The sequence below is a fragment of the Roseibium sp. genome, assembly GCF_051016195.1.
GTDB lineage: Bacteria > Pseudomonadota > Alphaproteobacteria > Rhizobiales > Stappiaceae > Roseibium.
The window spans coordinates 805,794-825,706 of sequence record NZ_CP134616.1 but is presented as its reverse complement, the minus strand read 5'-3'; the positions used below and the strand labels follow the sequence as shown (position 1 = coordinate 825,706).

General features: G+C 60.2%; 17 protein-coding genes. 8 read left to right on the top strand and 9 right to left on the bottom strand.

Going from position 1 to position 19,913, the window contains the following annotated elements; translation table 11 throughout:
* Positions 1-61: 61 nt before the first annotated feature.
* The 7 genes from RDA78_RS03805 to RDA78_RS03775 all read left to right on the top strand — a co-directional run bounded on the left by RDA78_RS03805 (position 62) and on the right by RDA78_RS03775 (position 9,856).
* The gene (locus RDA78_RS03805; protein WP_434054033.1) at positions 62-763 is read left to right on the top strand and encodes a nucleotidyltransferase family protein; all 702 of its coding nucleotides are present in this window, start codon (positions 62-64) and stop codon (positions 761-763) included.
* Between the two features lie 94 nt (positions 764-857).
* Positions 858-4,004 carry a double-strand break repair protein AddB gene (gene addB / locus RDA78_RS03800; protein WP_434054032.1) on the top strand — a complete coding sequence of 1,049 codons (3,147 nt, stop codon included), beginning with the start codon at positions 858-860 and terminating at the stop codon, positions 4,002-4,004.
* On the top strand, positions 4,001-7,510 hold the full coding sequence (gene addA / locus RDA78_RS03795; RefSeq protein WP_434054031.1) for a double-strand break repair helicase AddA: 3,510 nt from the start codon (positions 4,001-4,003) through the stop codon (positions 7,508-7,510). The genes addB and addA overlap by 4 nt, the downstream gene beginning before the upstream one ends.
* An 85-nt stretch (positions 7,511-7,595) precedes the next feature.
* Positions 7,596-7,916 carry a thioredoxin gene (gene trxA, locus RDA78_RS03790; protein WP_306142470.1) on the top strand — a complete coding sequence of 107 codons (321 nt, stop codon included), beginning with the start codon at positions 7,596-7,598 and terminating at the stop codon, positions 7,914-7,916.
* 143 nt (positions 7,917-8,059) lie between these two features.
* A complete protein-coding gene (gene grpE / locus RDA78_RS03785) occupies positions 8,060-8,692 on the top strand; it encodes a nucleotide exchange factor GrpE (protein ID WP_434054030.1) in 633 nt (210 codons plus the stop codon).
* A gap of 74 nt (positions 8,693-8,766) precedes the next feature.
* Complete coding sequence (locus tag RDA78_RS03780; protein ID WP_434054029.1) at positions 8,767-9,375, top strand: trimeric intracellular cation channel family protein; 609 nt, start codon at positions 8,767-8,769, stop codon at positions 9,373-9,375.
* An 88-nt stretch (positions 9,376-9,463) separates the two neighbouring features.
* Positions 9,464-9,856 carry a VOC family protein gene (locus RDA78_RS03775; protein ID WP_434054028.1) on the top strand — a complete coding sequence of 131 codons (393 nt, stop codon included), beginning with the start codon at positions 9,464-9,466 and terminating at the stop codon, positions 9,854-9,856.
* A 292-nt stretch (positions 9,857-10,148) separates the two neighbouring features.
* On the opposite strand, the gene RDA78_RS03770 is transcribed toward RDA78_RS03775, so the two are convergent.
* The 5 genes from RDA78_RS03770 to RDA78_RS03750 all read right to left on the bottom strand — a co-directional run bounded on the left by RDA78_RS03770 (position 10,149) and on the right by RDA78_RS03750 (position 14,119).
* Positions 10,149-11,057, bottom strand: a complete 909-nt coding sequence (locus RDA78_RS03770) for an ornithine cyclodeaminase (RefSeq protein ID WP_434054027.1) — start codon at positions 11,055-11,057, stop codon at positions 10,149-10,151.
* 14 nt (positions 11,058-11,071) lie between these two features.
* Positions 11,072-11,437 carry a lipopolysaccharide assembly protein LapA domain-containing protein gene (locus RDA78_RS03765; RefSeq protein WP_434054026.1) on the bottom strand — a complete coding sequence of 122 codons (366 nt, stop codon included), beginning with the start codon at positions 11,435-11,437 and terminating at the stop codon, positions 11,072-11,074.
* A gap of 62 nt (positions 11,438-11,499) precedes the next feature.
* On the bottom strand, positions 11,500-11,799 hold the full coding sequence (ihfB, locus tag RDA78_RS03760; RefSeq protein ID WP_299476276.1) for an integration host factor subunit beta: 300 nt from the start codon (positions 11,797-11,799) through the stop codon (positions 11,500-11,502).
* Positions 11,800-11,814: 15 nt separating this feature from the next.
* Positions 11,815-12,801: a signal peptide peptidase SppA gene (gene sppA / locus RDA78_RS03755; protein WP_434054025.1), complete on the bottom strand. Its 987-nt coding sequence runs from the start codon at positions 12,799-12,801 to the stop codon at positions 11,815-11,817.
* 154 nt (positions 12,802-12,955) lie between these two features.
* Positions 12,956-14,119 (bottom strand): SLC13 family permease, encoded by a 1,164-nt coding sequence (locus RDA78_RS03750; protein ID WP_434054024.1) that lies wholly within the window; start codon positions 14,117-14,119, stop codon positions 12,956-12,958.
* A gap of 215 nt (positions 14,120-14,334) precedes the next feature.
* Between RDA78_RS03750 and RDA78_RS03745 the strand changes: the two genes are divergently transcribed.
* Positions 14,335-15,561: an MFS transporter gene (locus RDA78_RS03745; protein WP_434054023.1), complete on the top strand. Its 1,227-nt coding sequence runs from the start codon at positions 14,335-14,337 to the stop codon at positions 15,559-15,561.
* 78 nt (positions 15,562-15,639) lie between these two features.
* On the opposite strand, the gene RDA78_RS03740 is transcribed toward RDA78_RS03745, so the two are convergent.
* The 4 genes from RDA78_RS03740 to RDA78_RS03725 all read right to left on the bottom strand — a co-directional run bounded on the left by RDA78_RS03740 (position 15,640) and on the right by RDA78_RS03725 (position 19,857).
* Positions 15,640-16,068 carry an FKBP-type peptidyl-prolyl cis-trans isomerase gene (locus RDA78_RS03740; protein ID WP_434054022.1) on the bottom strand — a complete coding sequence of 143 codons (429 nt, stop codon included), beginning with the start codon at positions 16,066-16,068 and terminating at the stop codon, positions 15,640-15,642.
* Between the two features lie 169 nt (positions 16,069-16,237).
* The gene (locus tag RDA78_RS03735; protein ID WP_434056095.1) at positions 16,238-17,260 is read right to left on the bottom strand and encodes a substrate-binding domain-containing protein; all 1,023 of its coding nucleotides are present in this window, start codon (positions 17,258-17,260) and stop codon (positions 16,238-16,240) included.
* A gap of 55 nt (positions 17,261-17,315) precedes the next feature.
* Positions 17,316-18,332 (bottom strand): ABC transporter permease, encoded by a 1,017-nt coding sequence (locus tag RDA78_RS03730; RefSeq protein WP_434054021.1) that lies wholly within the window; start codon positions 18,330-18,332, stop codon positions 17,316-17,318.
* 10 nt (positions 18,333-18,342) lie between these two features.
* On the bottom strand, positions 18,343-19,857 hold the full coding sequence (locus tag RDA78_RS03725) for a sugar ABC transporter ATP-binding protein (protein ID WP_434054020.1): 1,515 nt from the start codon (positions 19,855-19,857) through the stop codon (positions 18,343-18,345).
* Positions 19,858-19,913: the final 56 nt, after the last annotated feature.

Sequence of the window (19,913 nt, the reverse complement as noted above, 5' to 3'; positions counted from 1 at the left end):
CGGCCGGAGCAATCGTTTGAGAGACAAGATGAATCAACAGCGGTTTCGACCAACAAGGGCAATGATCCTTGCTGCTGGTCTCGGCAAGAGGATGCGGCCTCTGACTGCAACCACGCCGAAGCCGCTGATCGAGGTCAACGGTCAGGCACTGATCGACCATGGCATGGACCGTCTCGCCGCTGCGGGTGTGAAGACGTGTGTCGTCAACGTCCACTATCTGGCTGACCTCGTCGAAGTGCATGTGCGCCGCCGCAATGACATGGAAATCCTGATTTCAGACGAGCGCGAAGAACTGCTTGAAACCGGAGGCGGCATCAAGAATGCGCTGCCGCTTCTGGGCGAAGACCCGTTTTTGCAGTTGAATGCCGACACCTGTTACTGGATCGAAGGTGTCAAACCGAACCTGGAACACATGATCGATGCCTGGGACGGGGATCGGATGGACGCCTTGCTGCTGGTCGCCGAAACCGTGAAGTCGGTTGGCTACTCGGGGCGCGGCGACTTCGAGCTTGCCAGGGACGGCAGCTTGACGAGGCGGCTGGAAAAGGGCGTCACGCCCTTTGCCTATGCGGGTGCGGCCATCCTTCATCCAAGGTTGTTCGAAGGGGCACCGGACGGGCCATTCTCGATGAATGTCCTGTTCGACCGCGCGATCGAGGCCGGGCGTCTGTTCGGCGTGCAGATGGAAGGTCTTTGGCTCCATATCGGCACACCCGATGCGATCCGCGCGGCGGAATATGCGGTGCGCGAGAGCGCGGCGTAGGTGACGGACCCATAAATGAGACTGAAATGGCATGCGAAATGGCGAAATCCAGAAGTAATGATGCGAACTTCAAATTCACCGTACTAGGAGACCGATGTCCGAGCGACCGCGCCTTTATTCCGTTCCGCCATCCGTTCCGTTTCTAGAGACGCTTGTCGATACCCTTGTCGACGGAACTCTGGTTCCGGGATTTCGCCCGCTCGATGACCCGCATCTGTTGCCGTCCGCGACCATCTATCTGCCGACGCGGCGGTCGGCGCGCTTGCTCCCGGCGATTTTTCAGAAAAAATTCGGCACCAGACCGGTGCTGCTCCCGAGGATCAGGCCTGTCGGCGATGCAGATGAGGATTTGCATGGCTTCGGCGTAACCGCAGATCTCGCTTCGTTGCCTCCTGCAATCCCACTGACGGAACGGCATCTGACGATGACACGGCTTGTCATGGCGTGGAAGGGAGCTCTGCGGCGTGAAGTGCTGAACCTGCGCCTCGATGAACCTCTTGGCGTGCCAGCCTCGACGGCCGACGCTGCCTGGCTCGCGGCCGACCTGCTGGCCCTGATGGACGAGATCGAGACGGAGGAGGCGGACTGGTCGGAAATCGGTTCCCTCGTCCCGGAGGACTTTGCGCGCTACTGGCAGATCACGCTCGATTTTCTGAAGATCGTGCAGCAGGCATGGCCGGCACATCTGGCCGAGACCGGACAGATGGATCCCAAGGCGCGGAGATCCGCCTTGATCCGGCGCGAAGCAGCGCGGCTTGCCGGAGAAGCGTCTGTCGATCCCGTGATCGTGGCCGGAGTGACCGGATCCGTTCCGGCGACCGCCGAGCTGTTGAAGGTTGTCTCGGGACTGGCGCGCGGTGCCATCGTTTTGCCCGGGCTGGATCCGCATCTTGATGACCGGTCCTGGTCACTGTTGAGGCAGGATGCGGGTCCTTTGAGGTCCTGCGGCATCGCTGCGCCGTCCAAGCCGTCAACACTGCCTTCGCATCCGCAATTCTCTCTCAAGCAGCTTCTGGACCGGCTCGGCGCCACGCGCTCGGATGTTGTCCCGCTGAAAGATCGGATCAGTCCCGAACAAGCACGTCGCGAAATTCTCGTTTCCGAAGCGCTGCGGCCTGCCGACACTTCCGATCAGTGGACTGCCTACCTTAAAGAAACAAATGCGGCCGATCGTGCGGCCGCTCTCAACGGTGTTTCCATCCTGGTTGCGCGCAATGAGGCGGACGAGGCCCTGAGCCTTGCCATTGCCCTGCGTGAAGCCATTGAACGGGGTGAGGCCGCCGCGCTGATCTCACCTGACAGGATGCTGACCCGACGGGTCGCGGCGGAGTTGACCCGCTGGAATATCCAGGTCGACGACAGCGCGGGCCGCCCGCTTGACCAGACAGCCCCTGCCGTTTTGTTGCTTTTGTCCGCGAAACTGGCGCTGAATGGCTGCGAGCCCATCGATCTGCTTTCCCTTTTGAAACATCCGCTCGCACGCCTCGGCCTGCCCTTCAAGGACATCCGCTCCGCGGCGCGGGCGCTTGAACGCGGTGTGCTTCGCGGTCCAAGAGCAAGAGCCGGAACAAGCGGTTTGCGCGCAGCCGTGGAGGCGAGCCGCCAGGCTGCGGATACCGCGCACATTCCGCGCTGGAAGAAGGTGCATGACGGCGATTGGGATGTGATTGCTGACCTTGTAGAAAAACTGGAAACCGCGCTCGCGCCGCTGGAAGCACAGGCCGAGAGCGCTGAGCCCGTGCCGGTCACGCAGCTGGCACGCCTGCAGGTGGACGTCGTCCAGTCACTGGCGAGCGACGAGACCGGATCCTTCGATGAACTCTATGCCGGCGAGGCCGGCGAGGCGCTTGCTCAGTTCCTGAACGGTTTTCTGGAGGCGGGAGCGAGCGGCCTGGCGATACCGCCGTCGGAATGGCCGTCCGTCCTGCCCGCCTTCATGGCGGGACAGGCCGTTCGCCGGCGTCTGCCCGGAGATCAGAGAGTTCAGATCCTCGGTCCGATGGAAGCGCGGCTGCAAAGCTTCGACTTTGTTGTCCTCGGCGGACTGAACGAGGGCGTCTGGCCGCAGCGTACACGCAACGACCCCTGGCTTAACCGCCCCATGAAACGGGATATCGGACTTGAACCGCCTGAGCGGCGCCTGGGTGCGTCTGCGCATGATTTTGCGCAAGGCATGGGCGCTGCCCGCGTTCTGCTGTCGCGCAGCGCGCGAACGGATGGAGCGCCAACCGTAGCCTCCAGATGGCTGCAACGGCTGACCACCCTGGCCGGACCGGATGTTACACGCGCAATGGAGCAGCGCGGTGGCATCTATTCGCACCTGGCCGATCTGGTCGACAAGCCGGTCGGGCCGGTCAGACCGGCGTCCCGTCCATGCCCCGCACCGCCGCTGAGCGCCCGCCCACATTCGCTGTCGATTACGGAAATCGAACGCCTGATCCGGGACCCTTACGCGATCTTCGCGCGTCATGTTCTGGAGCTTCAGCCGGTTGACCCGATCGGCGGCGAGCCGGGGGCTGCCGACAAGGGAAACCTGATCCATGATGCGCTCGCACGGTTCCTTTCGACCTGGTCCGGGCCGCTGGATGAGAGCGCATTGGCGGAACTGACGCAGATCGGCGAAGAGCTGTTCGAACCGCTCGACGCCTTCCCGGCCATACGCGCCATGTGGTGGCCGAGGTTTCAGAAAATCGCTGCGGGGTTCATCGCCTTTGAAAACCGGCGTGAACCGGAAATCGAAAACCGGTTCCTGGAAATCGGGGGAGGGGTTGAGCTCAGGCTGCCCGGCCTTGATTTCCGTCTGCGCGGGCGCGCGGACCGGATCGACATTCTGAAATCGGGCGGCCTGTCGGTCATCGACTACAAGACCGGACAGGTGCCCTCGCAGAAACAGGTCGATGCTTTGCTGTCGCCGCAGTTGTCGCTTGAAGCAGCCATGGTGCGCCGGGCGGGCTTCAAGGGGGTTCCCTCCGACCGGGCCGTGTCTGAATTGCTGTATCTTCAACTGAAAGGCGGGGATGACCCTGTTCTTGAAATTCTGCGGAACCCGAAGGACAGGGAACTGGAGGATCTGATTGAAGATGCCTGGACGCGTCTGGAGCAGTTGATCGCCCACTATTGCAAACAGGACACCGGCTATCTGTCCCGAGCGCGCGTGATGCGGGGACGAGCGATGGATGGCGACTACGACCATCTTGCCCGTGCGCAGGAATGGGCGCTCGGTGGGGAGGAAGCCACATGAGCGGTTTCCAGATACCGGAGCTGACGCGCCAGCGCCAGGACCTGGCGTCCCGGCCACGCGCATCGGCCTGGGTGAGCGCGAATGCAGGATCGGGAAAGACATTTGTTCTGTCGCGCCGCGTGGTCCGGCTGCTGCTGGATGGAACGGATCCGGGCCGGATACTGGCATTGACATTCACCAAGGCCGCAGCTGCAGAAATGGCGACCCGTGGCTTCAAGATCCTGGGCGACTGGGTGACAATGTCCGATGAAGCACTGACGGCCGAACTCCAGGCGATTGAAGGCCGCAAGCCGGATACATCCAGGCTTGCCATGGCCAGGCGGCAATTCGCGCGCGCGCTTGAAACGCCAGGCGGCCTCAAGATTCAGACCATTCATGGCTTTTGCGAAGCGCTGCTGCACCAGTTTCCGCTCGAGGCCAACGTCGCGGGACACTTCTCCGTTCTGGATGACCGTGTCGCCGCAGAACTGATGGCCGAAGCACTCGGCGGTGTGCTGCATGCAGCGGAGGTGGAACCGGACAGCGCCCTGGGGCGGTCACTCGCGTCGGTGATCGACCTCATGAGCGACGGTGGGGTCCAGAAGGCGCTGGAGGACGTGATCCGGGACCGGGATTCCTTCCGCCGCTGGACAGTCGATGCCGGCGGCTTCGAAGAAGCGCTTGCCGAACTGGCCAGCTTGCTGGACGCGCCGCCCTCGTATCGGCTGACTGATTTCGATGCGCAGTTCATGGATATATGCCCGTTGGATCTGAACATGTGCCTGAGCTTCTGTGAAGCGTTGATGACCGGCGGAAAGACGGACCAGAAACGCGGCGAAGACATTGTCAGCACCCGGCGTCTGAAAGACCCGGCACTGTTCCGGGAAGCGTGGCAATCGATCTTCCTGACGTCGAAACTGGAACCGCGAAAGTCGCTTGCAACCAAGAAGGTTGCGTCGGACTTTCCGGACATGGTCGACGCGCTGCTGGCCGAGCAGGCCAGGGTGCTGGCGCAGCTGGATGAGCGCCGGAAGATCGTGACCTATCAGGGCACCGCTTCGCTTCTGCGTCTCGCAGAAGCGGTCATTTCGCGATACGAACGCGCCAAGACCGGGCGCGGGTTTCTGGATTTCGAAGATCTTGTCGTGAAGTCAGCAACGTTGCTGCAAAAGTCGGATGCGGCGCTCTGGGTGCAATACAAGCTGGATCAGGGACTGGACCACATTCTCGTCGATGAGGCCCAGGACACGAGCCCGCGGCAATGGGACGTCGTAACGTCGCTTGCCTCGGAATTCTTTGCCGGAACCGGGGCCCACGAGCGCACCCGGACGCTCTTTGCCGTTGGGGACGAAAAGCAGTCGATCTACTCTTTTCAGGGCGCGGTCCCTGCCTATTTCGATGCGATGCGCCGAGCGTTTTCAAGCAAGGCGGAGGCGGCGGAGCAGGAGTTTCACTCGGTCAACCTGCAGCTTTCCTTTCGCTCCACACCGGATGTTCTGGGAGCGGTCGACAAGGTTTTTCAGGAAGAAAGCGCGCATCGCGGGCTGTCTCAGGACGTTGGCGCTCCGGTCCATGAGGCAATCCGGCGCGATCCCGGCATTGTCGACCTGTGGCCCCTTGAAGCCGACGCCGATACGGAGGAACCCGAAGACTGGCGTCTGCCGGTCGATCACATCGGCTCGGGCAGCGCGATGCTCAAGGTTGCCCGAAGGATCGCCTCGGAGATTGCCGCCTGGGTCCGCGCGGGGGAGGCTGATCCGGGGGACGTCATGATCCTGGTGCGCAAGCGTGGCCCCTTTGTCGATGCACTCAACCGGGAACTCAAGGAGCTTGATGTTCCGACAGCCGGCAGCGACAGGCTTGTCCTGACCGAGCATATCGCGGTCCAGGATCTGACCGCGCTTGGCCGGTTCATGCTGCTGCCCGAAGATGATCTGTCGCTCGCGGCCGTCCTCAAGAGCCCGATTTTCGGGCTTTCGGATAATGACTTGGTCGAGATCGCACGCGAAACCGACGACAAGCTGCGACCAGGGACGCTTTGGCAGATGCTGGTGAAGCGCTCTGAAACCGAAGAGAAGTGGCAGTCGGTCCGTGCCCGTCTGGAAGACTGGCGGGCACGCGCCGACTTCGTTCCACCTTACGAATTCTTTGCACGTCTTCTCGGTCCGGACGGTGGCCGCAAGGCCTTCCGGGCGCGCCTGGGGGTCGAGGTTGACGATGTTCTGGACGAGTTCCTGGCACTGACGACGGCTTATGAGCAGGCCGGAACGCCGGGTCTGGAAGGTTTCCTGGCCTGGCTTGCCGCCGCGCCGACGGAAATCAAGCGGGAACTGACCAACACCAAGGGCATGGTCAGGGTCATGACCGTACATGGGTCAAAGGGGCTTGAGGCGCGGATAGTGGTGCTAGTCGATCCGGGCGCTGCCCCCGTCAGCGCCATTCATGATCCGGCGTTCCTGCCGTACAAGCGATTGAACAACGACCTGCTTCCGCCCGCCCTGGTGTGGTTGCCTCCCAAGGTGGACCGGACGCCCTGGCACGATGCCGCCGTTGAAGAGCTTAGGGCCGCTCAGGCTGAAGAGTACAGACGGCTTCTCTACGTGGCGCTGACACGCGCGGAAGACCGCCTGATCGTGTGCGGCTGGGAGCCAAGGCGCGGACAGCACGAGGAATGCTGGTATGCGCTCGTGGAGCGGGCGCTGAAGCCCGGGGCAAGGGAATTGAAGAACGGCACCGGCGAAGTTGTCGGCTGGCGCTGGCAGATGAGGACGGACAACACAAGAACGCCATCGCAATCGCAAGAGCCGTCGCAGCCACAGGAGAACGGGAGACCCGTGGAACTGCCGGACTGGCTTTTGACGCCGGTTGTGCCTCTTCCCAGGAAGAAACGGTTGCAGCCTTCAAAGGCGTTCGAGGAACTTGAGGTCAAGGACGGGATCGAACCGGTTCCAGCGCCAGCCAGGCTTTTGGGGAACACCCGGCCCGCGTCATGGCCGCTTGAGCGTGGACGGCTTGTGCACCGGCTTCTGGAACTGTTGCCGGCGATATCCGAAGAGGAGCGTCTCCCATCGGCGGAAAGGGTTTTGCTGCGGGAACTGAAGCCTGAATTTGCCGGATATGCAGGCCGGCTTCTGAGCGAAGTCAAGGCAATCCTGCAGTCGGATGATTTCGCACCCCTGTTCCGTGGCGCCACGCAGGCGGAAGTTCCGATCGTCGGCACGATTCGGGCAAGTGACGGGACAGAGGTGGAGGTTTCAGGACAAATCGACCGGTTGCTCGTAGACGATGACCGGGTTGTGATTGTGGATTACAAGACCAACTTCAATCCGCCTGAAACGGTCGACGCCGTTCCTCTTGAATACCGGGCACAGCTCAGTGTTTACAGGGCGTTGCTGCGCCAGATCTATCCTGAGCGGGAAGTTTCGGCCTGCCTCTTGTGGACGTCCACACCGTCCTTGATGGAAATTCCGGCCGAGATTCTTGATCGCACACTCGACTCGCTCAAGCCGGATGGCACTTCGGCTTGACGACCGGCCTGACGGTACCTACGTTCGGGCCAACAGACATGCTTACATCGGGTAGGCGTGAGACATCGAACCACGAGATCTTGAAATGGCAACCACCCAAGTTACCGATGCTTCCTTCGAAGCCGAAGTTCTGAAATCCGATGGCCCCGTGGTCGTCGACTTCTGGGCCGAATGGTGCGGTCCATGTAAAATGATTGCACCTGCTCTTGAGGAAATCTCCGACGAGATGGACGGTGCAGTGAAAATCACCAAGCTCAACATCGACGAGAACCAGGACATGGCCATGAAATACGGCGTCCGTTCCATTCCGATGCTGATCCTGTTCAAGGACGGTGAGCCGATGGCAACCCAGGTGGGTGCAGCTCCGAAGGGCAAGCTCGCCGACTGGATCAAAAGCGCTATCTGACACCATCTTCTGGCGGCTGCCCGGCTGCGGATCATAAGAACGCATCCGGCGGATAAGCGACGGCTTGTCCGCCGATTTGCTTTGAAATCTCCGCCGCCGGTCTTATAAGCATCCGCAAACAGATTGAGCCGAACGGAACATCAATGAGTGACGAGAACAAATCCCCGGAAGAACAGCCGGCCGACCCTTCACAGGAAGCTGATGCCGCCGCAGGACAGGCGGAGACTGCAGATGCCGCAGCGGATCCGGTCGAGGTGCTGAAAACCGAAAACGCGGAGCTCAAGGACCGGGCTCTGCGCGCCATGGCGGAAATGGAAAACCTGCGCCGCCGCACCGAAAAGGAAGTCAAGGACGCAAGACAATACGCCGTGTCCGGTTTTGCGCGCGACATGCTGACGGTTTCCGACAATCTGCGCCGCGCGTTGGAAGCGCTGCCCGAAGACGACCGCAAGAACGCCGACGCAGGCGTTGCGGCGCTTGTAGACGGTGTTGAAATGATCGAGCGTGATCTGCTCAACCAGCTCGAGAAAAACGGCGTTCGCAAGCTGGAGCCGGAAGGCCAGAAGTTCGACCCGAATTTCCATCAGGCCATGTTCGAGGTTCCCAACACCGAAGTCCCGAACAACACGGTCGTTCAAGTCGTGCAGGCGGGCTACGTCATTGGCGAACGGGTGCTGCGTCCGGCGATGGTCGGCGTTTCCAAGGGCGGTCCGAAGGATGCGCCCCAGCCCGATACCAACGGCGAGGCTGGACAGAGCGTCGACAAGAACGCTTGACGCGGACCGTTTGAACTTTTTTCTTGAAAGCCGCTCCTGATCGGTTCCGGAGCGGCTTTTTGTTGGAGACTGCAATGCTGCTTCAGTTGCTCGACTATCTGGGCGTCGCCGTGTTCGCGGTCACGGGCGGTATTGTTGCCTCCCGAAAGCAGCTTGATTTCATCGCGTTGCTTTTTTTTGCGACCGTGACGGGCATCGGCGGCGGCACTTTGCGCGATCTGTTGCTCGGTGTGCCGGTGTTCTGGGTCGAAAACGAGGCCTATCTGCTCGTGTGTCTTTTCGTCAGCGTTCTCGTCTGGTTCTTTGCGCACCTGATTGAACGTCTCAACAAACCGCTCAGATGGGCGGATGCGGTCGGCATATCGGCCTATTCCGTCATGGGTGCGGCAAAGGCCATGTCCGTGGGTGACACGGTGCTGGTCGCGGTCCTGATGGGCGTTGCCACAGCGACCTTCGGAGGTGTCATCCGCGACACGATCGCGGGCGAAGCCTCCTCGATCGTCAAGCCGGAGATTTATGTCAGTGCGGCCTTCGCGGGTGCCGGAAGCTTTGTGCTGCTCACCATGCTTGCGGTTCCGCAATTGGCTGCGGCAGGGGTTGCGGCACTCGTGGCGCTGGTGCTGCGCGGTGGTGCCATCCACAAAGGCTGGACCCTTCCGGGTTATGGGCGGATGCGTTCATGAACCCGCTTGAGTTTCGGTCAAGCGCTTCCATCGAAACCCGAACCGCTCTAGGTTGCGTCCGTGGCGCGAAAGAGCAGGTTGAGGTTCAATGGTTACGCACGGCACATTCTACTGGAACGAACTGATGACCCGCGACACGGGCAGGGCCAGGGCCTTTTACGGCAAGTCTCTCGGCTGGACATTTGCCGAAATGCCGATGGAAGAAGGCAGCGTCTACGTTGTCGCGAACCTGGGCGATAGGCCGGTCGGCGGCATGTTCCAGATGGACGGCCCCCAATTCGAGGGCGTCCCGGAACACTGGATGTCCTACATTGCCGTCGACAATGTCGACGAGCGCCTCGAACTCGCGGTTGCGCACGGAGGAGAGGTGCTCCGTCCGCCCTACGATGTTGCGGGTATCGGCAGGATCGCAATCCTGAAGGATGTAGGCGGCGCCGTCCAGGGGTGGATGACGCCGTCCGAGGTAACGGATCAGACGTAGGTTCCTGTTTGAAATTTTTGCAAAAACAAAGCCGGTCCCAAAGGAACCGGCTTTTTGTTTTTCCTAAAAGACAAGCCCCGACGTGGCTGAGACATAAAAAATCAGGCCAATCGATATTGCTGGTAGGCTTGCCGAATAGGCAAGTGTCGTCAGCATTGTTCTGCTCCTTTGCAAAACGCTATGGGGAAGCGTTGGACGCTCTGCCTTATCCGGCACATCAGCTGTGCAACGCTTCGAAAGTCTCCCCTCTGCTGCACTTTAATGTGGTGTCTCGTGTGCCGAGTTCCAGATCTCAGGATCTCAAAAAAACGTGTGCGGCAAGCGCGTAATCCTCAAGACCGGTTTTGGCGCTCGGCAGAAAGAGGGTTCTCTGGCCGTAATAGCGCCGTCCTGCCTTGCTGCCCTTTGCCAGTTCAAAAAGGTCGGCAGCCCACTCGAGATCCGGATTCGGGGGGGCTGCCATGTTGGAAGAAAACAGACGTGCTTCCTCCAGGAATGCGGATGGAATCGTGGCCGCATTGTCCAGAACATCAACATGGCAACCGACGGGCGGGTCGAGATAGGTGAGTGCATGGAACGACCCGCGCTCACTGTCCGGACCGGCGACGCAGATCATGTCCGCACCTTCCTGAGCAGCATGAATCTCCGTGGTTTCCCCCAGACTGACCTTGGCAAGCGACGGCTGGTTCGCCGCCTTTCTGCGTGTCTCCGCCGAGGTTCCAGCAAACAGGATCGATGTCAGGTTCCGTGTCGTGGCATAGGCTGAAAGGACGCGCGGCAGGAGCGGGTTGTCACCGATGACGAGAAGCCGCGCCGTATCTTCGCGCGACAGATAGGACGCAGCCAGCGCATGCAGGGCGGCGCTGCGCCATGCACCGAGGCGCATCCCGTCGATGAGGGCGATTGGTTGTGCACCCGTGCCTGAAAACAGAATGTAGAGGCTCGAGGAACTCGTCTTTTGCTCCGGCAGCTCGAGGGAAAGACTGCAGCCGACATAGCCGCGCGTGACGTCTCCCTGTGCCGTGAAATTCGTCCAGGCCGGTTGCACGTTGAGACGACCGGCCGCTTGGTCGAGGCGTTCTATGACTTGCTCGGGTATGCCGGGCGCGATTGTGTTCGACCGGAACGCGCGGCGCAGTGTTTCGATTACGTCTCTGTCTTCCAGGCAGGCGTCAATCTCGTCGCTTGAGATAATCCGCATTCATCCGTCCGGTGCTAGGCTGCCGAGCGCTTGTCCGGCGCAAGCAGGCCCTTTGCATTTGACGAAGGCTGTGCGGCGCCGGTCATGTCGCGGAGCTGGTCCGCTTCCTTGTGCCACTTGTCGGCTTCGCGGCGCTTGAGCCGCGCTTCCTTCCGCCAGCGTCCCTGCTTCGCCCAGGCGCCCAGTCCCCCGACGACAATGCCAACGCCGAGACTTGCAAAAATCACCCAGAAAAGCGGTATGTCCGGAATTGTCAGCCGCGGGTCCTGCGGGTCAAACGGATTGAGTGACAAATTAACGGTGTGTCTGTTGGCAACAGACAGGGGAACGAGAACCACAGCGATCGCCAAAAGGATCAGGTTCTTGATGAAACGGGTCAAGTCGGTCTCCCCGAACGTGTCAGATCAATGCTCAATTTCGGACGGTGGACTGCAAGACGCACTCAATCGTCGCCGTGATCGACACCGTCATTCAAACGTATACGCATTTCCTTGCCGGTTTTGAAGAAGGGGACGTGTTTCTCATCCACTTCCACCTTCTGTCCGGTCCGCGGATTGCGTCCGACCCGGGCGGGACGGTTTTTAACGGAGAAAGCGCCAAATCCGCGCAACTCAACCCTGTCTCCACGCATGAGGGCCTCGGTGATCTCATCGAGAATTGCGTTCACAATATTCTCGACGTCCCGCTGGTAGAGATGCGGATTCTGTTCGGCGATATGCTGAACCAGCTCAGATTTGATCATAGAGAGCCCCCTCGCTTACGGTTTTTGTTCTGCCGCGTCTGAAGCCTGCCAAACGGATACGAGCCCGTCAAGCGTAAGGCCTCGAGGAATCAGCCCCTTAGCGTCATTTAACGGGTTTAAGATGGCTGATCCGATGCCTTTTCCGAATTCTCGGGAGATTCGGGAGGAAAATGGGAGCTCTTCGAGGTTTTCGTTTGTTGTCCAGGTCAGCACCGGCAGATCCTTGGAAACTCCTTTTTCCGTTTCCAGCCATTCGACCGCCTTGTCCTCGCCTCCGATGGCATCCACCAGCTTGTTTTCCAGCGCGCTGTGTCCGGTGAGAATACGTCCGTTGGCAAGATCCTTTGCTGTCGCTTCTTCAAGCTGCCGGCGTTCGGCGACGAGCCCGACAAACCAGGTGTAGGAATCGTTGACCAGCGATCGCAGCATCGCGCGCGCCTGCGGCGTCGTTGCCGAATAGAAGTCCGGCTCCGCCTTCAAAGGTGCACTTTTTACGGCTTCCATCTCGACGCCGACCGTATCAAGCAGCTTTTCGAAATTGCCGAACTGGAACAGGACGCCGATTGATCCGGTGATCGTGTTGTAGCGTGCGACGATATGATCGGAGGCGAGTGCCACCATGTACCCGGCGGATGTGCCGATTGTCCGGATCTCCGCGACCACCGGCTTCTTCTCCGCCAATTCGCGCAGGGCCTGGTAAAGCGCCTCGCCGCCTGTCGTGCTGCCGCCCGGTGAATTGATGGAGATGACCACCCCCTTGACGGCATCCGCCTTTCCGATCTTTTCGATCATCTTCAGCGTCTTCCGGTTCTCCACGATCACGCCCTCGATCGGAATCCGGGCAATGTGCGCGGACCGCTTGGAAAGGCCCGAAACGCCCGAAACATAGGCCAGTCCGGCAATGAGCGCTCCTGCGATTACGATGAATGTCGCCGCGCGCCAGAACGTCACCTTGCGCCGCAACCGTCTTCTGTCCACGAGCGCATCAACATCAACAGCCATGTACCGGGCCTCTCCGAACAAGATCTTTTGAAAACCAAGCACCTAAATAGGGTGAGTGTCCTCGAAATTGCAATCGCTTATCGAACTCTGGCACCAGAATGCGGCAGATTGGGGCAGGAAGCCGGACAAAATTTGGGCGGCGGGGCGTCCGGCTTTACTGGGAAAGCGAAACCAGGAACGCGATCCAGAAATAGCAGACCAGCAATGACACGACGGTCACCGGCAGGACGAAGCGCGTGAACTGCCAGAACTGGAACGGTGTCACGCCGTGTTTCTCGGCCTGTTGCACGATGATCACGTTGCTGGCTGCACTCAGGATGAAGAGATTTCCCGCCAGTGTCGATATCCCCGACAACAGCATGAGCGTCGGCGTATCGTGCCCCGACAGGAGATTGAGGTAGATCTCGACAAGCGGCACGTTTGAAAACACCTGGCTGCCGAAAAACGCGATCGAGGTTACCATCAGCGGCTCTCCCAGCTGATCGTGCCAGGGGCTCAGCCAATGCTGCAGGGCACCGGATTTCAGGACGGCTCCGGTGACGATGAACATGGAAACGAAAAAGATCAGCGTGTGCCAATCGACTTCCTTTACCAGCTTGAGGCGCTGGTCGGTGAACAGGAACAGCGGGATCGCCGCGACCAGGCTGAGAACGCCGAGTGGCAGATCGGGCAGGAGATCGCTTTCATGGGCAACACTGTCCACGATGACGAGCACGCATAGCAGCCCGGTCGAGACAAGCGCAGGCCAGCTGCGCGCAGACTGTTCGTCCGGTGCGACATTTTCAGGCGCCTCTCCCTTCGGCGCTTTCGCGAAGCATATCCAGAACCAGACCAGTGTGAAAATGAGGGAAATCAGGGCGGGGACGAAGAGCCATTCCAGAAAGACGCCGACCGGGTTCTGGAAATGACCGTCGGCAACGATGAGAAGGTTCTGCGGGTTTCCGACGGGCGAAAACATGCTGCCGACCGTGACGGAGACGCAAAGGGCGATCAGGGGCAGGGCAGCCGCAATGCGCAGGCTGGCCGCTATCGCGATTGCGATCGGCGTACCGATTGCAGCAGCGGCATCATTGGTCAATACAGCTGAAACGAGCGTCACGAACACGATGAAGTAAAGCAGGATTTGCGGGATGGACCGCTGGTCGGCGCAAATCCAGTTGCTGACCCTTTCAGATATTCCTGAAGCAAACAGCGCATGTGAAATAGCGAAGACGCCGAACAAATAGGCAATAACGTTCCAGTCGATTGCGCTGAGAGCCTCAGATGGAGAAATATTACCGGTAACGAGTAAAAAAGCCGCGCCAGTTGTCATGATCATCCAGATTTTTAGCCAATTTGGAAGCCATTGACGGATTGCAATGAAGAAAAAGACCAGAATTGAGACAATTAAACTTAGAGGCATCTAACCGGTTCTCAAAATCTTGACGCAGCGGATTGATATTCGATTTTTGAGTGTAGTCCCATGAATGTTTAAATTTTTGTTTGTGGTCCTCGTATAGGACGTAAAGAGATCCGGAAATCGAGGCGCAGATCATGCAGTTGAACAAACCATTGCTGGGCGTGAACTTTTTCGCCGGAGACGTTGTCGGGGGGATCGGGCCCTATCTGGCGATCTACCTCCTGTCCTTGCAGCACTGGTCCCCCGGTTCGATCGGCATCGCGCTCGCCGCCGGGAGCATTGCAACGGTGGTCATGCAGTCGCCTGCGGGTGCCATCGTCGATGCGGTCAAGTGGAAACGGGCGCTCCTGATCGTGTGCGCCGTCGCGATCGCCACGAGCACCATCGGAATTCTGGCTTTCAACGACGCAATTGCGGTCTACACGGCGCAGATCCTCATCGGGTCGTCATCCGCCTTCATGGGACCGCTCATTGCCGCGGTGACACTCGGACTTGTCGGCCACACCTATTTCACCAAGCAGACCAGCGCCAATCAGGCCTGGAACCACGCCGGCAACATGATCGCGGCCATGCTTGCCGCCATTCTCGCGCTGACCTGGTCGGCACTCGGGGTTTTCTGGCTCGTGGCGGCCATGGCCTGCGGCATGATTGTCTGCGCTCTTTGGATCAACAAGGACGAAATCGATCATGAAATGGCTCGTGGCGGGGTCGCTCAGGAAAACACGGGCACGAAGGCACCGGAAGGCATAATGAGCCTGTTCGAGGATAGGCGCCTGCTGGTATTTGCCATCTGCATCTTCCTGTTTCACTCCGCCAATGCGTCCATGTTGCCGCTCGTCAGTCAGAAACTGTCATCAAACAGCGACGCGGAGCACGGCGTCGCGTTCACGGCCGCCTGCGTCATCGCCGCCCAACTGGTCATGATCGTCATGGCGATCTTTTGCGGCAAGAAGGCGGATGTCTGGGGCCGCAAACCCTTGCTTTTGATCGCGTTTCTCGTGCTTCCTGTAAGGGGGATCCTGTTCAGCCAGTTCGACAACACCTATGCGCTGGTCGCCATTCAGGCGCTGGACGGCGTTGCGAACGGCATCTTCGCGATGGTGTTTCTTCTTGTTCTCGCAGACATCACCGCCGGCACGGGCCGGTTCAATTTCGCGCAAGGGGTTCTGGCGATGCTGATCGGCATCGGCGCTTCCCTGAGCAACATTGTCGCTGAATACATTGTCCAGTTCACGAGCTACACCACGGGGTTCCTGAGCCTGGCGGCGACGGCAACCGTCGGCCTGGTCATCTATGTGCTCTTCATGGAGGAAACCCTGGAGAAAAAGTCGGAGCCGATGCCCGAGCAGGGCTCCGACTGAGGACTGCGAACCTGATGGCATGCACGAAAAAGCCCGCCTTGCGGCGGGCGTCTCGACGTTCGCGGTCGGCAGGTGCCGCTATTTGATACCGGTCAGCGTGATGGCAAATGTGAGTGCCTTGCCCGCAAGCGGATGGTTGGCGTCCAGGACAACCTCCTCCTCGGAAAACTCGACGACGATGACTGTCATCATCTGCCCGTCCTCCGTCTGGGCCTGGAGCTGCAGGCCTTTTTCGAGCGGCACATCGGGCGGTATATGGGCACGTGGCACGGTCTGCCGGGCTCCCGGGTTGACCGCTCCGTAAGCCTCCTCGGCCTCAACGCGAACGGTCTTTTCGTCGCCGATCTTCATGCCTGGGATCGCCTTGTCGAGACCGGGAATGATCTGGCCCGAGCCGACCGTGAATTCAAGCGGTTCGCGGCCTTCGGAGCTGTCGAAGACGGACCCGTCATCCAGTGTGCCCTTGTAGTGAAGTTGAACCGTGTCGCCGGCCTTGGCTTCGCTCATGTTGCCTGTTCGCAATTCTGTCTGGGGGTGAGTTAGGAGGCCGCGCGGGCGCTCGTTGAAGTTGGGAGCGTAAACCAAGCGGGCGAAATGTAAACCTGCGTACAAATGACCTCGCAATGACAAAACCCGGCCGGCAGGCCGGGTTTCGAAATTGCTGCTGCGTGAATGCTCAGCGCTTGGGCAGCGGGATCCATTCCGCGACGGAGACATCCGCATGCTGGAATTGCGGCATTTTCTCGCCGAGATCTTCCATGTTGCGCACGTCCTGCTCATTGAGGAAGGACTGGGTGATCAGCGTCGGCGGGACGATGACCTGTTTGCCCGGGTCTTCGCCCGCAAGCATCAGGGCAAGGGTGCGGACGCTGACTTCCCCGACAACCGCCGGGTTTGTTGCGACCGTAGCGGCCCACGCGGAATCCGGTTCGCGCATGGCCGAAATGTCGGCCGTTGAAACGTCCGCCGAATAGATCTTGATATCCTGGTTCAGGCCGGCCTCGTCGACGGCGATCTTGACCCCCTTGGCAAACTCGTCATAGGGCGCGAACACCACGTTGATGGTCGGGTTGGCCTGAAGCACGGAGCGTGCCTGGTTGGCCACCGAATTGGCGATCGGGTTGTCCAGCGTCCCGAACATCGCCGCTTCCTTGATGCCCGGATTGGCTTCCTTCACTTCCTTCCAGGCCTTGTCCCGGCGGTCCAGCGGTGCGATGCCGGGCACGTAGACATACCCGGCGGTGAAGGAATTGCCATTGTCCTTGATTGCCTGGTCGAGCGCCATTTTTCCAAGCAGATAGTCCGATTGTTCGACTTGCGGGATCGCGTCGTTTTCAACGTTCACGTCAAAGGCGACGACCTTGATGCCCGCATCGACCGCGCGCTGCGCCGCCGGCTTCATGGACTCTGTCAGGCCGTGCTGGATAACGATGCCGTCAACACCGAGCGCGATTGCCTGGTCGACCATGTCGGCCTGGAGAGCCGCGTCCTGGCGGCTGTCGAAGACACGAAGATCGACACCGAGCGCCTCCGCCTGGCTTTCGACGCCGGCCAGGTAGGACTGGAAGAAGTCACCGGTCGACAGGTAGCGGACCAGCGCGATCTTGACCTCTTCCGGTTTGTCGAAGGGGGCGGGCATGTCCGCGGCAATGGCGGTTCCCCCGGTGAGGCCGATGCCGGCCGCGAGGGTCAGTTTCATGAATTCACGTCTGAGCATATTGTTTCCTCCCAATATGAACGGCGCCTTGCTGGCGTCACGCTGTCCTCCTGCCGCCACGCCGTGACGACAGGTAGAATGTGAAAACGAGGGCTGCGACCAGAACGGCTCCCTTGACGAAATCCTGCATGTAATAGGGAGCATTCATCATCGTCAGGCCCTGAAGCAGGATCCCGACAAAGAGAGCACCGGCCGCGGTGCCGAATGCATTCGGGCGTGCTGCGCCCAATACGGCAAAACCGATCAGCGCTGCCGCCACGCTGTCGAGCAGGAGATTGTTTCCCGAGGCGATATCGCCGCGTCCGAGACGGGCGGCCAGCAGGATACCGCCGACAGAGGCGAGCATTCCGGAGATCATGTAGGCAACCACCTTGTAGCGGTGTACGTTCGTTCCGACCAGCCCGGCGGCGCGTTCATTGGAACCGATCGCGTACATCAGACGCCCGTGTCTCGTGTATCCCAGAAACAGCCAGATCAAGACGGCGATCAGAAGGAACACGACGACGGGGACGGGCACAAGCCTGTCCAGGAAAAAGTCGAAACGGTGACGGCCGAGCCACAGGAACGCGGCTGAGAACGTGCCTTCGGCGACAGACCCGTCCGTGAGGCTCATGCCGGTGGCGATGGAATTGCCCTGTGTCGGGATGCGCTGCAAGCCGATCAGGAGAAACATCATGCCGAGTGTTGCCAGGAGGTCCGGGACGCGCATCTTCACGATCAGCAACCCGTTGACCAGGCCGACAAGGGCGCCCATGAGCAGGCAAAGCGCAACGGCGACAAAGGCGGACTGTTCCAGAATGACCATCGTGTAGGCGGACAGCATCAGCGCCGAGGTCGCGACCGATCCGATGGAAAGATCAAATCCGCCGACAACAAGCGTACAGGTGACGCCGAGGGCGAGAATCCCGGTGATGGCGACGGACTGGAGAATGAAAACGGCCGAACGGGGGCTGGCGAAACCGCTGGCATAAAGGGAAAAGAACACGGCGAGCCCGCCTAGCAGGATCAGGAAGCCGTATCGGATTGCGAAATCGAGTGCGTCGTTGTTTTTCATCTGTCGAGTATCATCCTGCGAGGGCCAGTCGCTCACCGGGGCCGGACACATCCGCAACCAGGCTGTTCAGATCGATGTCCCTGTTCAAATATTCACCGGCGATCGCCGCTTCGTTCAGCACGATGATGCGGTCCGCGATTTCAAGCGCCTCGTCGATCTCCGCCACGAAGACCAGTGTGGTCCGGCCCGCCGCCGTCTGGCGGATGTAGTGGCCGATGTCGCGCCGCGCACCGATATCGACACCTTGGAAAGGCTCATCGAGCAAGAGGATCCGCGATGCCTTGAGCAGCCAGCGGCCGATCATGACCTTCTGCTGGTTGCCGCCGGACAGCGTGTTGATGTCGTCGGCATTGGACTGGCAGACAACACCGATCTTGTCGATCATCCCGTCGCACGCCTTGCGCTGCATCCTGTCGTTCAGGAAGGAGAGACCGCTGAATGCGCCGAGAAAGGGCAGTGTCATGTTATTGGCGATGTCGAAGTCCGGCACGACCGCGTTCACGCTCCGGTCCTTGGGCGACATGAACACGCCTTTGGAGACCGCGTCGCCGGCGCCGTTCGGGCGGTAATCCTTCCCGTCGAGAAGCAGCCGGCCACCGTGCGCGTCGGCAAGTCCGTAGATGATCTCCGCCAGCCGCGTCTTTCCGGATCCCAGAAGGCCGGTAAAGGCGACCACTTCTCCCTCCCGGGCATCAAGGTCGATGGGCTTGCTATCCTCGAACAGCTTCAGGCCTTCGACGCGTAGCACCGGTTCGCCGCCTGCCACCGGATCGATGTCGACCTCTGTCATCTGGTGGCCGAGCATGGCGTTGACCGCACCGACATAGTCGAGCGGTTCGGTTTCAAAGAGGCCCGAGATTGCACCGTCGCGCATGGAAACGATCCTGTCGGCAACGCGCCGGATGTCCGACATGCGGTGCGAAATGTAGAGGATCGCGACGCCTTCATCGCGCAGCCGATCGATCAGCGCGAACAGCCGTTCGGCTTCCGACGACGACAGGGAAGACGTCGGCTCGTCGAGGATAAGCAGTTTGGGCGACCGTGCCATGGCACGTGCAATCGCGATCATCTGCCTGTCGGCGACGTCCAGATCGGCAACCCGCATGCGCACGTCCATGGTCAGGCCCATGCTCTCGGCGACCTCGCGCGCCTGTTTGCGCAGCTTACCGTCATTGACAAAGAAACCGACACCGGGCTCCGTAAGCCGGTCGAGTGTGAGGTTCGTCGCAACATCAAGATCGGGGATCACGCCATCGTCGATGGACTGGTGCACCGTCACGACACCCTTGGCGATTGCGTCGGCTGCGTCGGTCGGGGAAAAGGGAGCTCCTGCCAGCTCAATCTCACCGGCGTCGGCAAAGTGGTAGCCGCACAACACTTTCACGAGCGTCGACTTGCCGGCACCATTGGCGCCCATCAGTGCCGTGACTTCTCCGGATCGCAGTTCCAGATCAATGCCCTTGAGAACGTGGTTCTGCCCGAAGGACTTTTCCAGACCGCGGAGTTTCAGGGTGACGTTGCTCACCGTTCCTCCCAATTTTTCACGAGCTCCTCTCCCGCTGCGCAAAGTTACAGCACGCA

Bases quoted from the DNA above. Each gene is read 5' to 3' on its own strand.
- RDA78_RS03735 (WP_434056095.1), bottom strand. From the start codon at position 17,260: ATGAAACTGACCCTCGCGGCCGGCATCGGCCTCACCGGGGGAACCGCC.
- RDA78_RS03740 (WP_434054022.1), bottom strand. From the start codon at position 16,068: ATGAGCGAAGCCAAGGCCGGCGACACGGTTCAACTTCACTACAAGGGC.
- RDA78_RS03730 (WP_434054021.1), bottom strand. From the start codon at position 18,332: ATGAAAAACAACGACGCACTCGATTTCGCAATCCGATACGGCTTCCTG.
- RDA78_RS03780 (WP_434054029.1), top strand. From the start codon at position 8,767: ATGCTGCTTCAGTTGCTCGACTATCTGGGCGTCGCCGTGTTCGCGGTC.
- RDA78_RS03775 (WP_434054028.1), top strand. From the start codon at position 9,464: ATGGTTACGCACGGCACATTCTACTGGAACGAACTGATGACCCGCGAC.
- RDA78_RS03750 (WP_434054024.1), bottom strand. From the start codon at position 14,119: ATGATCATGACAACTGGCGCGGCTTTTTTACTCGTTACCGGTAATATT.
- addB (WP_434054032.1), top strand. From the start codon at position 858: ATGTCCGAGCGACCGCGCCTTTATTCCGTTCCGCCATCCGTTCCGTTT.
- RDA78_RS03745 (WP_434054023.1), top strand. From the start codon at position 14,335: ATGCAGTTGAACAAACCATTGCTGGGCGTGAACTTTTTCGCCGGAGAC.
- addA (WP_434054031.1), top strand. From the start codon at position 4,001: ATGAGCGGTTTCCAGATACCGGAGCTGACGCGCCAGCGCCAGGACCTG.
- ihfB (WP_299476276.1), bottom strand. From the start codon at position 11,799: ATGATCAAATCTGAGCTGGTTCAGCATATCGCCGAACAGAATCCGCAT.
- RDA78_RS03770 (WP_434054027.1), bottom strand. From the start codon at position 11,057: ATGCGGATTATCTCAAGCGACGAGATTGACGCCTGCCTGGAAGACAGA.
- trxA (WP_306142470.1), top strand. From the start codon at position 7,596: ATGGCAACCACCCAAGTTACCGATGCTTCCTTCGAAGCCGAAGTTCTG.
- grpE (WP_434054030.1), top strand. From the start codon at position 8,060: ATGAGTGACGAGAACAAATCCCCGGAAGAACAGCCGGCCGACCCTTCA.
- RDA78_RS03805 (WP_434054033.1), top strand. From the start codon at position 62: ATGATCCTTGCTGCTGGTCTCGGCAAGAGGATGCGGCCTCTGACTGCA.
- sppA (WP_434054025.1), bottom strand. From the start codon at position 12,801: ATGGCTGTTGATGTTGATGCGCTCGTGGACAGAAGACGGTTGCGGCGC.